Below are 11,604 nucleotides of genomic sequence, written 5' to 3'. Positions count from 1 at the left end.
TGCCTGAAGAGCACAGGGGACGCTCTCTTCATTCAATTTAGCCTTACTTCTTCAGATCGTTAAGCGGGAGTTAAGGTTTATACTACCGTTCATAATTATTAGCGTGGCAGACATCACATGCAACATGTCGTTAATTAACATAGGTTAGGTATATCATTGCCATCCACCGAATTAAGCAGATATGTGTTGAATGAAAAACCTGGATCACTTAAGACTTGAGTTACGTCAATTTGCAGTGGACAGGGATTGGGATCAATTCCATTCCCCTAAAAACCTGGCCATGGCTCTCAGTGTGGAATCCGCTGAATTACTGGAACACTTCCAATGGCTAACTGAAAAGGAGTCCAGCGAATTATCCGGGACCAAGTTGGCAGACGTTGCTAAAGAACTGGCGGATATCCAGATCTATCTCACTCGTCTCGCAGACAAACTGGATATCGACCTAATGCAGGCCGTCACTGAGAAACTGGCAGAAAACGGTAAAAAATATCCGGCGGACCTCGTTCGCGGACAAAGTAAAAAATACAACGAATACCCGCCTCACGTGATTAATCAGACGGCAGCTGACTCAAAAAAGCGATAACTGCTCATCCCATAACTGAGCAAAGCCCTCTCCCGCAAAGGGCAAAACGACCTCAGCAACCGGTTTGAGCTGCTTGTCGATGTAGTGCTGGTAATCAATGGGGCTGACACGGTGTTCTACAGCCTCAGGCCCATTCACCGTGATGATATAACTGATCCAGCCTTTGTTCTGATAGCGCAGCATCTTGCCCGCAGCACGGTTGCATTCATCAGCCTGTCGCGCCGCCCTGACATGGGGAGGGCTGCTTCTGACATACTGACTGAGAGGACGACGAAGACGCTTCCTGTAAACCAGCTCACTATCCCGTTCCCCCGCCAGTGTTTGTCTGACCGTTTCCTTAACCAGATCAGCAGGCGATTGATCAGCAAACACCCGCTCAAACAACTGAACCTGAAACTGCCTAGCCAGTGGGGTCCAGTCTGAACGGACAGACTCCAGCCCCTTAAATACCAGTTGCTCTCCGGCAGATGTCCACTTCAATCCCGCATAGCGTTTTTTGCTGCCCGTTTCCGCGCCGCGAATAGTTGGCATCAGAAAACGGATATAATGGGTTTCGAATTCCAGTTCAAGGTAGCTGTCTAGCTGAAACTCTTCCTGTAAGGCATCGTGCCAGCGCTGATTAATGTCCATTACCAACGCTTTACCAATGCAGCCGGCTTCTTCCGGGCTGAAATGGTCCGCAAGCCGGACAAACAGGGAGTCCGTATCACCATAAATCACCTGGTATCCCTCTGCTTCAATCCAGCCTGCGGTTTGCTGCATGATGGCATGCCCACGAAGCGTAATGGAACTGGCCAGACGGGTATCGTAAAACCGGCACCCACCGGAGCCGAGCACCCCATAAAATGAATTCATCAAAATCTTGATGGCCTGTGAACGGGCGCTATCCTGTTGCTGCTTCGCCTCGTCCCGCTGCTGCCAGAGGGAGGTGATAATCGCCGGCAGAAAGTGGCTCTGCCGGGAAAAAACAGCACCACGGTAGCCGGGAATCGCCTGTTCTGGTTGCTTGAGGCCTTCAACCAGCCCCAGAGGATCAATTTTGAATGTACGGATAATCGAGGGATAAAGGCTTTTGAAATCCAGCACCAGAACGTTGTTATACAAACCAGGTTTGGAATCCATCACATAGCCACCGGGACTGGCCAACCCACCGTCGTCGGGCAAGTTCGGCGCTACATAACCAGCACGGTGAAGCCTTGGCAGGTACAAGTGGGTGAAGGCGGCGACAGAACCGCCCATGCGATCCAGCTCCAACCCCGTCAGCTGGCTACGCAGCCTCAGGAAATCCAGCAACCGGGTCTGACAGAAAATGTCCAGAACAAGCCTGCAGTCTTCCAGGTTATAACGGGCAAGCTTATGCTTATCATGATGAAAATCATGGGTAATCGCCGCCAGCCGGTTATCGACTTCCTCTGTCGCCTTCCCCCGGCCAAGAAGGCTTTGTGATACGGTCTCAAGTGTGAAGTCGGCAAACTGATAGGTAGCAGACTTTAGCGCATCAATACCGTCGATCACCACGCGTCCGGGCACGGTGACAAACCCCACACCAGACTCTCCCCGACGTTCTCGCCAACTGGCAGGTTGTTTCCCTCTTCCCAAACACAACCGGAAACCATGGACGCGAGCCCGTTCAAGTAGCAGCCGACAGTCAAAATTGACCACATTCCAGCCAATAAGAATATCCGGATCCAGTTGCTCAATTTCCTCCTCAAGCGCTTTCAACAATGACCGTTCATTCTCAACCCAGAGAATGGTTCCCTCACTAAGCCCCGGACTGTGCCCAAAGACTGGGGAGCCGATCATCAGAACCCGTTCGACGGTCTCTCCGGCAAGCCCGACCGAATAAAGCTCCCCATCCATAGAGCATTCAACATCCAAGGAAAGTACGGAAAAGGGAGAACTTACCTCCGCAGGACGCACTTTGACATCATGGTATTCTGTATAACCACGCTGCCTCACCGCCCACCCTGTGAAAGCAATGCCTCCCGTAATAAAACGTTCCATCAGGTAACGCTCATGCAAGCGAATATCGGCTTCAAACAGTGTCACACCGAGTTTTCGAAGCCTGTCCTGTGCCTTGAATCCCACCTCAAGCGTCGGTGTATAAACCGCTCGTACGGGCTCATGATGAAAGGTTTCCAACGCGACTGCCCGGCACTCATGAGTGAGACCGGCCTTCGAAAGACACGCTGACAGCCTGATGTAATCCTCATCCATTACAAAAAACACGGGACGTTCACCCGTGACAATAAGCTTGGCTATCCCTGAACCCGTCGTCACCCAGAAATGAATCTCCGTCGTACCGGCGTGATCGAGGCTATGGCGTCCGAGAAGAAACCCCTCATGAACAGGGGGGTGTGTCTTGCAATTCAAGGGAGCGGTTCCCTGCTATCCAAAGACCCCATGATACCGTGCGAATATCAGAAAGGTCACATCCATTAACTTTATCGCTATATCGACATTTTTATGAACTAGAATCGTCTACGGCAGTCAGAATGGAAACACAAGCCATCACTTCACACTATAACGCTATGCATTCCACACACTTTCAGGCCTTATCAATGAAATACGCTATTCTGGCAATCCAACTCATTTATACCGGCAGTTTACTGCTTCTCACAACGTTCGCCATTGCAAGCATGTCCGATGACGAGCTTGATACCTGTGTCGCCAGAGAGATTCCTATCAACATCATCAACACCTATGATTTCTTTTACCAAAACCCGAATAAGGCGCTACTGGCCATCCATGACCCTGATACTCTCCATACGTTGTTTAATAGTGCCAAATTGATTGAAAAGATTGATTTCAATACACAACTGGCACTTTATGCCCAGATGGGGACACAGCCTTCAGGCGGTTACCGCATGACGATCATAGCCGTTGAAGATAAGTGTCATTATCTGGAAGTCAGGGTAGAAAATCGGCAACCTGGCGCGGACTGCGTGACTACACAGGCTCTTACCTTCCCCCATCAACTGGTCACGATATCGAAGCCAAACGGGTCGAAACCCATACTGTTCAAGGAAGTATTCAACAAAGAAAGCTGCTTATAACTATCTGTTTTAAATAACCCTGACAACATCAGTAGACGTCCACCACGACCACCCCAACCCTGACACTCTGCGACTATTGGCTAATTGAAAAATACCCAGTGGTTGTCCGCCCTCTGCAGGAATGCCCTGCAGGCTGATCAGCGTGAAAAAAACAGAATTATTTCAGGAACTTTTCCACCAAATACCTTTCTTACGTAATAGACACCCAATTCAAATAACGTCATATTTATTATGTAAGGAGTAGCGTGGTTATGGATAAAGGTAACAGCAGTGATTTCGACATGAAGGATTTCTTTGAGAAACAGAAAGCCGCTGCCGCAAATAATCAATTCAACCGGACTAACGATCTGGGTGCCAAAAAAGAATTTACGCCGCCAGGTAACATGCCAGTGAAGGATTCTGCATCCAAGGATAACAAGGATCCCAATGGCAACGACATGCCCTTTGAAATCGACAAAGAGACTGAAGCACAGATTCTGGAAATCGTGAATTCCTTTATCAGTCTGGCGAACAAGCATGCCGAAGGCCGCAAGCTGCCGATCAATATCATCAGCGACGCCTTCCTCTATGCAGCGGCCCGTTACAACGCCTTTCTGGTGGCTTCTGCTGACCAGAAAAGCATTGCAACCAACCAGAAAGAGTATGTGGAAGCGTTCATGGAGCAATACAAGGCCATGCTCAAAGACCACTTCGAATTCTACAAAAATAACCCGCTCTGATCGGATAAGGGTTCCGGCCGCCTGCCGGAGCCCTGCCCTCCATCACCCATCACGTTTCTTACCCTCATCCAGCCCAGCTTTCCAGCCTATTCGCGCACAATCGCTCGCATAGCCGCTAATGTGTCAGGCTTTAAGAATCAGTACTCCCAACACAATTGCCAATCCCACCAACCAGTAGACAGGCCAGCGTCTGACCCTCAGCAAGTAAAAACCAACCAGTGCAAGGACCAACTCCAGCGACGTATGTACTGCCGATACAAAGACCGGTGAATACATCGCGGCCACCAGCAAGCCCACCACCGAGGCATTAATGCCACTGATGGCTCCTGCAACTCTGGCCCTGCCTGCAACAGCTTGCCACGCATGCAGCATCCCGATCACCAGCAGAAAGCCCGGCAGAAAGATAGCGATGGTGGCAATCACGGCCCCCAGAACCGGCATCGACTCGGATGCGAAATACCCCAGGTAGGCAGACAAGGTGAACATGGGGCCGGGAATAGCCTGTGCGGCGGCATAGCCGGTCAGAAACGTATCTGTATTGATCAGATCTTTCGTGGTGTTCTGCAGCAGTGGCAGAACCACATGACCACCGCCGAATACCATACTGCCCGCCTGATAGAAGTCGCTGAACAGCGTCAGTAACGGACGCTGCCCCGCCACCAGTGGCAGCAACAGCAGCAAACCACCAAATAGCACCAATGGCCAGACTTTTATCCGGTAGTTTTCATGTTTGTCTGTTGACGCAGGTAACCATCGCCAGCCAATGCCCGCAGCCAGTACCAATACCGCCATCTGGGCCAGTACGCCGGGCACAATCAGGAGAATCGCCGCACTGAACACGCAGAGCGCCACAGTCAGCGAACGCTGGCAAAAACTCCGATACATCTGGATGATGGCATCTGCTACCACGACAACAGCCAGCAGCTTCAGGCCCGCAATCACCCCCTGGTACCAGCTGGCGTCAAAAAATGCATGACTGCTCATGGCGATCGCCAGCAGGATAACGAAAGATGGCAGGGTGAAGCCGACAAATGCCGCACAACCACCGAGCAGGCCGGCCCGTCGGTAGCCAATGGCAAAACCGACCTGACTGGACCCAGGACCCGGCAGAAACTGGCTCAAGGCCACCAGCTGGGAGTACTGCTCATCACTCAGCCATTGCAGCCTCTCCACGAAGGCATGACGAAAATAACCGATATGCGCCGCCGGACCACCAAAGCTGGTCCACCCCAGCAGGAAAAACTGCCAGAAAATTTCCAGTGTTTTGATCACAGATTGATTTACCGCTAAAGAAGAAGAACCTGGAACCTGATCTCTGCAGGCAGGTACGCTATATGTGTTGCTGGAGCCTATGATTATCAGCCATTTATTTCAATTTCATGACCAATAAGTACCCTTACCTACTGGTAACAAAACCACCAGAAACGTCAGTAAAATGTCAGTCACCTAAGGCAAACAAAGCCGCACCAAACACTACTCTTTAAAAGAGAAGGCGCTGTTCAGATCAGCCCAACCCGAACCAATCGTTATATGCCCAAGGGATATTGATTGCCGACTGTCATCAGGTAATCGCCGTATGCTGTTCGAAGGAATTTGGCATGAATAAGTATGGAATGCTTGCCGCACTCATCAGTATTGTTGTTTTCTTGCAATTACTGCCATCGGTCAGAAACAAGCAATACTGCGACCCCGGCTATCAGGCTGATACCACGGCATACCATTTTAATGCTAACGGCACTGTTCGCCATCGCACCACAGGGCTGGTCTGGGAACGCTGCCTGCTCGGACAGACACTGAATAATGCTGGTACAGCAGACAAATTCACCGACGACTACTGCGAGGGGAAACCCAGCAAACTCAGCTGGTTTGATATGCAGGAACGAATGAAGCGCAATCCTGGTGCCCGACTGCCCAGTATTACGGAACTGAAAACGACAATGATTGCCGAGTGTAAAACGCCCGCCGTCAACCTGACCATTTTCCCTGATACACCGCACAAAGGATTATTGATGTCTGCGGACGAGAAAATCCAGAACCAGGATAAAACAGCCCGGTATTTTTATGCCATCTCTCTCTACTCTTCCTCTATGCAGCTTTTTCAGAAAAACAGTCGAGCCTATGCGCGCTTCATCAGGGAGCATGTTGTCACAGAGAACGATAAGAAAAAGCTTGTCAAAAAATCATCACCGAAAGAAAAAGCTAAGACCATCCCTGCCAGCAACAAACAACAGGAAACAGATCAGTGAACAAAAAAATAAACGTTTTTGCTGTCGCCAGTTTCATAACACTCTCCAGTTCACTGGCAGCCAAAGAACAGACCTGTGAAGCCAGTTACACGCCCGAACACAAATATTACCGATTTTCTACAGATGGCACCGTAACCGATACACGAACCGGTTTGACCTGGCAGCGCTGCCTTGTCGGTCAAACCCATAACGATGCGGGTACACCTGACAACTTTACTGATGATCATTGTGACGGAATACCCATAGAATTCGATTGGGATAGAGGCGTTAACTATGTCCACTATGTTCAAGGTTACAGACTGCCAACCTACCCGGAGCTAGAAACATTGGTCGTTAAAGCCTGTAAGACACCAGCCATTGATTTAGCAGTATTCCCGGATTCCCCCTTTAAGGGCTTACAGATGACGTCAGAAGACTATCATTACGAAAAACACGACAGTGCACATTATTACATCAGTTCGTCACTGTATTCCGGAACCAAGCAGTACATGCACAAAAACATCCGGGGCTACCTTCGACTGGTCAAAGAGTAATCCAGTAATTCTGCTATTTCAGGGACAGTATGATGGCCGCTTATCTTATTCGCATTATTAATCCGCAGAACCCTGTCTGGCACCAGTGGGGATTTGATCCTGCAACCCTGCCAGATTCACCCATAGTGATGGCGGAGGACGAGTTCAGTGCACGCTGTGAAGCACTCAACCTGTTCGAGACGAATGATTATCCCGTCACATTTTCCGAATTACCGGAAGATCACCCCTTACTGATTCCAACACATACTGAGTGTGTTGATATTTCTCAGCCCCCAAAATGAAAAACAGGTGACAGTTGCCTGTCACCTGCCTGAACGTGTCATATGAATGCCTGATCAGCTGCGCAGACCATAGACCTTTACTTCTGCAGTCTTGTAGCCACCCATGGCCGTCCGGTAATTCAGTTCAATCTTGTTAATGACCCGGTCACCGTCAATCAGTCTCAACGGTACGGTTTGACGTCCTTTTTCCAGACGCTTTCTGATATAGAAATTCTGGTGACCGCCATTACCAAAAACAACTTTGATCTTTTCCAGACGGATAGGTGCGTCTTCAACACGGAGGAAAATCTTGTCAAATTTCCCCTTAAAGCCACTGACATGAATCGTATCAGTCTCACTGTTGAATGACACACGGCGTTCGCCGAGTTTTTTCCAGTCATCCGCGAGGGCTCCGACACTGATAACACTCATAAGAGCAAGCGCCAAAAGCTTTTTCATGGTGATCCTTATCTGTATAAATAAACAGGTGTGCTTTTGACCGAATCATAATCAAATATCGAGCGCCTGAATAATCAGTATGCGCCGATGACGCTCCGCGGAATACAGCTACACAAACATCCAACAATACGGAGGCCATCTGATCACCCAGTGGCAGCTTTTTGCATGAATAACGGTATAAATGCGTTTGCCTCGCCATGCTTACATAGTACTGACGTCCGTTACCAACGGTTTCCATCCGTGACAGCCTTGTTCTCCAAACTGTCACAAAAGCCGCTTACGATAGCATCATAATCTGTAAGGCAACGGCCTGAGGGCTGCGCCAAACGGGGACACGAAAAACTTGGCATATCCCCTGCTAATTTTTTACAGATGATATCCGCTTGCTGTCTGTCAATCATTTCCTCTCAGGGAGAACGGAAAATTGGCAGGCAAGGACGGCCAACCTTAAGGACGGGTGAAAGCACGACAGGTTCCTTAGCAGGCCAGATACCCTGTGAAAACAGGGCTTTGTTTTCCCGGAGGAAGTGATGCCATGGGTAAACCGACACTGAGCCATATGTTCGCCTATCTCAAGCGAATCGGTGTCAAACTGAAACCGCTCACGAAAGAAGGCATTGAGTCGGAGTATTTCCGACGCATCTATCAGGTACATTCCAGAGATGAAGTACTGCAAGCCATTCCCGTCAAGTCCAGCCACCCGACACGCCGCTCGCGCTAAACGTATCGGTAAGCCACGCCTGCGTGGCTTACCTGTACCAGGCACTCAGCCCTCATTACTAATTTAAAGCCGCATTCCCCCCAGCATTCGCTGTCACGACCCAATAGCACGGCTCAACGTGTTTGAAACAAGGGTTGCTCCACCTGCTTTTCAGACCAGAAATTGATATTGAATTGAGCATCATCACTTAATTCGACGCGATGCCAATACTGGGGCGGGCTGGTTGCAAACTCTCCTGCCCTGATGACTACCGTAATTTCAGGATCAGTCGCCACCTCATCCGCAAAGCCATAGTACGTCACTGTCCCCTCCATAACACAAATCTGACCAAAAACGCCTGCGGCCGTATTGTGATGAGACAACAATGCCGCGGGGACATTCGCTTTAGTAAAGAACGGGGTGGATCGTTGAATCGTCCAGTTCACAGGAATGCGTAAATGTCTCATGGCCGCTCCTACTGTTAAGAATCACTTGCCCATCAGACAGGATTAATCGATAAAAACACGGGCTGTGCAGAGGCTAACTTTAACAGCTGATGGAAATCAGTATAGGAATATCAGAGCACACGAAAAATCGAGAATCGCTTGATTCACAAGACTGACAAAAGTTCCGAAAAATCGAGACCATGAAGCCGAGACTTCGCGATAGAGTGGCGCCGACCGGGAAGCCGTAAGTATCAAATAACGTTAGCTCAGCTTATCCTGACCAGCTCTATGCATCTTAAATTCGACTTCCGACACCAGTTTTTCTGCATCGACCTCGGAAATCACCCCCTCATGCGACAAGGCAGTCAGGCTATTTCGCTGCTTATTCAGCAGGATACGAAGGGCTGTATGCGTTTCAATTTTCGCAACAATCTCCGGAGAGAGTGATTTGATATTAGCAAGCGCTTCTTCGCCCAGCTGAATATTGCGCTCCATATCACTCAGTGCGGCATCCCTGTCTTTTTCAGACATGGATATACTCTTCGCAAGCGTAATCGTCTGACGATTCGCAGCCAAAAGACCACGCGCACTTTCATAAACCAAAACTTGCTGCATGTAACGATATTGCGTGGCATAGCGCCGAATGAAGGGAACGGATGCCATATATTCGATCCACTTCGGTACAACCCAGCTTTTTTCCAGATGGGGACGAGGCGCAATTTTGGGCTCTCCATCCAAAGCCTGCTCAATGGCTGTCACCAGCAACGTGGTCGCCTTCTTGCTTAGCAATCCCTGGGAGAACTGATTCCAGTAGTATTGACGCTCAGTTTCCAGCAGCTTTCTCAGGTATTCCGTACCGGTTTCCTCTTCCTTACCCTGCTGAGCCAATGTTTCCTCACTGGGCTTCAAGTCAGACAGTTTGGATTCCACTCTCTCCCAATTCACCATTTGCATCAACGGATCAGATTTCAAGGTTCCCTTGAGGGATTCGACATCCTGGTAAATGGCAGACTTTACTTTTTCCAGCGTCTTCTGCTTGGCCTTAGGCAACTTGTCCAGCCCGAGTTTTGCCATGACAAGCCGCATCGTTCCCCCGTTAATGACGATGGTCAAAACAACGACACCCGCCGTTAAAAACAGTATTTGATTTCGGATATCCAGCGGCAGGGAATCGTTAGCTGCCACCATGAGCGCCAGCGCCATAGAGACGGCACCTCTTAGGCCTCCCCACGTTAAAACAATGGCCTTTTCTTTGTTGATACCAACCCCCAAACGAGAGAGAAACGGCATCAATCCCAACACCGCCAACGATCGGATAACCAGTACACCAAGGAATATCACAAAGAGATAGCCCCAGGAGTCCAGGGATGCATCAGTCACCCGTGTCGCGACGACCAGTCCCACAAGGATGAAAATCAAGGTATTGAACAGATAAGCCAGTGTCTGCCAGAAGTGATGCAGGTGATGAATCACTTCCGGAGAAAAACAGGTTCTTCCAGGGCCGGCATAAATCAACGCCAGCGTCACTACCGCCACAATACCTGATGCATGGAAGACGTGCTCAGCAACATAGAACACCAGGTAAGGCGTCACTAGGGTCAAAGTGATCTCTATCAGGCTGTCATTAAACACCCGGTTAATAAATATCAGACTGACAGCACCGACCAGACAGCCCAGGATAATGCCAAGAAACACAACCCTGAAAAACTCAAACACAACCGTTGGGATGTGCATTTCTGCGTTCAACTGCGTCGCCAGTGTCAAAAACAACGAGAAAAGGACAATAGCAGTACCATCATTGATCAGCGACTCACCTTCAATCAGCGTCTGCAGGCGAGCACGGGAGCACATTTCTTTAAGCAGTGCCACTACCGCCACAGGGTCTGTCGCGCTGACAATCGCCCCGAACATCAACGCCACCGGGAAACTCCACTCCCAGGGGAGTAACCACAACACCATAAATGCCGTCATACAGGTACAGATAACCAGACCAGGTACCGCTAAAAGGGCTATCTGTGAAAACATCCGTTTGAAAAGGTGCACTTCAAGCTCAAAGGCCGACTCAAACACCAGTGCGGGAAGAAAGATAAACAGTATGAGGTTAGGATCCAGTGCAGCACCAAGGCGTATCGATAAATTGATTTCTTCTATCGGCTCCTTGATATAGCCCGCCTGAGACATCAACCCAAGCAATAAACCGAAAACCAGCAACGCCACAGAGTACGGGATGGCCGTATTCTTTAATAAAGCCCGGACGGTGACCCCGACCAGAATAGACAGCACTACAAAGACCAGGATAAGGAGCGTCGTTTCCATGACATTTATCTATATACTGTTTTACTTCACATTAGGTCACTGCGTTATATTTGCAAACTTTCATGAACCGAATCTGTAAAGTACAGAAGTCCCTTTACAACACTCCTGTACGAACCCTGTCCACACATACTGAAAACGCTCTGATAGGATCACATTGTCAGGATGCAGTAGCTGAAAAGAGGATCGCCAGGGAGTGTTCACAATTATACCTTAAATCCCGCTTAACCTTGGGAATGTGAGCAAGCTGGCCGTACTTTTGGCAACAGAGTACAGTTTTTGCACAAAA

At 49.4% G+C, this 11,604-nt stretch carries 12 protein-coding genes; 7 read left to right on the top strand and 5 right to left on the bottom strand.

All coding sequences use genetic code 11. The features are described 5' to 3' along the window. Positions 1 to 190: 190 nt before the first annotated feature. Positions 191 to 583 carry a nucleotide pyrophosphohydrolase gene (locus ABD892_RS14030; protein WP_345196442.1) on the top strand — a complete coding sequence of 131 codons (393 nt, stop codon included), beginning with the start codon at positions 191 to 193 and terminating at the stop codon, positions 581 to 583. Here the strand turns inward: ABD892_RS14030 and ABD892_RS14025 are convergent. Beyond that, a complete protein-coding gene (locus ABD892_RS14025) occupies positions 569 to 2,956 on the bottom strand; it encodes a DNA polymerase II (protein ID WP_345196440.1) in 2,388 nt (795 codons plus the stop codon). The two genes, ABD892_RS14030 and ABD892_RS14025, sit on opposite strands and share 15 nt — an antisense overlap. Positions 2,957 to 3,144: 188 nt before the next feature. Here ABD892_RS14025 and ABD892_RS14020 point away from each other — a divergent pair, with 188 nt between their 5' ends. Next, entirely contained in the window at positions 3,145 to 3,639 is a 495-nt protein-coding gene (locus tag ABD892_RS14020; RefSeq protein ID WP_345196439.1) for a protease complex subunit PrcB family protein, read from the top strand. Between the two features lie 251 nt (positions 3,640 to 3,890). Then, positions 3,891 to 4,358: a DUF3144 domain-containing protein gene (locus ABD892_RS14015; protein WP_345196437.1), complete on the top strand. Its 468-nt coding sequence runs from the start codon at positions 3,891 to 3,893 to the stop codon at positions 4,356 to 4,358. 123 nt (positions 4,359 to 4,481) lie between these two features. On the opposite strand, the gene chrA is transcribed toward ABD892_RS14015, so the two are convergent. Further along, positions 4,482 to 5,630, bottom strand: a complete 1,149-nt coding sequence (gene chrA / locus ABD892_RS14010) for a chromate efflux transporter (protein WP_345196436.1) — start codon at positions 5,628 to 5,630, stop codon at positions 4,482 to 4,484. 326 nt (positions 5,631 to 5,956) lie between these two features. Here chrA and ABD892_RS14005 point away from each other — a divergent pair, with 326 nt between their 5' ends. The 3 genes from ABD892_RS14005 to ABD892_RS13995 are packed head-to-tail and all read left to right on the top strand — an operon-like array spanning position 5,957 to position 7,418. Next, complete coding sequence (locus ABD892_RS14005) at positions 5,957 to 6,604, top strand: Lcl C-terminal domain-containing protein (RefSeq protein ID WP_345196435.1); 648 nt, start codon at positions 5,957 to 5,959, stop codon at positions 6,602 to 6,604. Beyond that, entirely contained in the window at positions 6,601 to 7,137 is a 537-nt protein-coding gene (locus ABD892_RS14000) for an Lcl C-terminal domain-containing protein (protein WP_345196434.1), read from the top strand. The genes ABD892_RS14005 and ABD892_RS14000 overlap by 4 nt, the downstream gene beginning before the upstream one ends. A gap of 32 nt (positions 7,138 to 7,169) precedes the next feature. Continuing rightward, positions 7,170 to 7,418: a hypothetical protein gene (locus ABD892_RS13995; protein ID WP_345196432.1), complete on the top strand. Its 249-nt coding sequence runs from the start codon at positions 7,170 to 7,172 to the stop codon at positions 7,416 to 7,418. A gap of 54 nt (positions 7,419 to 7,472) precedes the next feature. On the opposite strand, the gene ABD892_RS13990 is transcribed toward ABD892_RS13995, so the two are convergent. After that, positions 7,473 to 7,856, bottom strand: coding sequence for a DUF2541 family protein (locus ABD892_RS13990; RefSeq protein ID WP_345196430.1), 384 nt, complete (start codon positions 7,854 to 7,856; stop codon positions 7,473 to 7,475). Positions 7,857 to 8,391: 535 nt separating this feature from the next. Here ABD892_RS13990 and ABD892_RS13985 point away from each other — a divergent pair. Continuing rightward, positions 8,392 to 8,577 (top strand): hypothetical protein, encoded by a 186-nt coding sequence (locus ABD892_RS13985; RefSeq protein WP_345196428.1) that lies wholly within the window; start codon positions 8,392 to 8,394, stop codon positions 8,575 to 8,577. A gap of 113 nt (positions 8,578 to 8,690) precedes the next feature. On the opposite strand, the gene ABD892_RS13980 is transcribed toward ABD892_RS13985, so the two are convergent. Together ABD892_RS13980 and ABD892_RS13975 are read right to left on the bottom strand one after the other, a co-directional pair. Then, on the bottom strand, positions 8,691 to 9,023 hold the full coding sequence (locus tag ABD892_RS13980) for a TehB family protein (RefSeq protein ID WP_345196427.1): 333 nt from the start codon (positions 9,021 to 9,023) through the stop codon (positions 8,691 to 8,693). A 240-nt stretch (positions 9,024 to 9,263) separates the two neighbouring features. Then, positions 9,264 to 11,318, bottom strand: coding sequence for a cation:proton antiporter (locus ABD892_RS13975; RefSeq protein WP_345196426.1), 2,055 nt, complete (start codon positions 11,316 to 11,318; stop codon positions 9,264 to 9,266). Positions 11,319 to 11,604 lie beyond the last annotated feature (286 nt).

This window comes from Kistimonas scapharcae (assembly GCF_039540975.1).
In the GTDB taxonomy this organism is placed as follows: Bacteria; Pseudomonadota; Gammaproteobacteria; order Pseudomonadales; family Endozoicomonadaceae; genus Kistimonas; species Kistimonas scapharcae.
The sequence above is the reverse complement of the archived record's forward strand: the minus strand, read 5'-3'. Positions and strand labels throughout refer to the sequence as shown.

Coding starts and splice junctions, on each gene's coding strand:
- ABD892_RS13990 (WP_345196430.1), bottom strand. CDS start 7,856: ATGAAAAAGCTTTTGGCGCTTGCTCTTATGAGTGTTATCAGTGTCGGA.
- ABD892_RS14015 (WP_345196437.1), top strand. CDS start 3,891: ATGGATAAAGGTAACAGCAGTGATTTCGACATGAAGGATTTCTTTGAG.
- ABD892_RS13985 (WP_345196428.1), top strand. CDS start 8,392: ATGGGTAAACCGACACTGAGCCATATGTTCGCCTATCTCAAGCGAATC.
- ABD892_RS13975 (WP_345196426.1), bottom strand. CDS start 11,318: ATGGAAACGACGCTCCTTATCCTGGTCTTTGTAGTGCTGTCTATTCTG.
- ABD892_RS14005 (WP_345196435.1), top strand. CDS start 5,957: ATGAATAAGTATGGAATGCTTGCCGCACTCATCAGTATTGTTGTTTTC.
- ABD892_RS13980 (WP_345196427.1), bottom strand. CDS start 9,023: ATGAGACATTTACGCATTCCTGTGAACTGGACGATTCAACGATCCACC.
- ABD892_RS14030 (WP_345196442.1), top strand. CDS start 191: ATGAAAAACCTGGATCACTTAAGACTTGAGTTACGTCAATTTGCAGTG.
- ABD892_RS13995 (WP_345196432.1), top strand. CDS start 7,170: ATGGCCGCTTATCTTATTCGCATTATTAATCCGCAGAACCCTGTCTGG.
- ABD892_RS14020 (WP_345196439.1), top strand. CDS start 3,145: ATGAAATACGCTATTCTGGCAATCCAACTCATTTATACCGGCAGTTTA.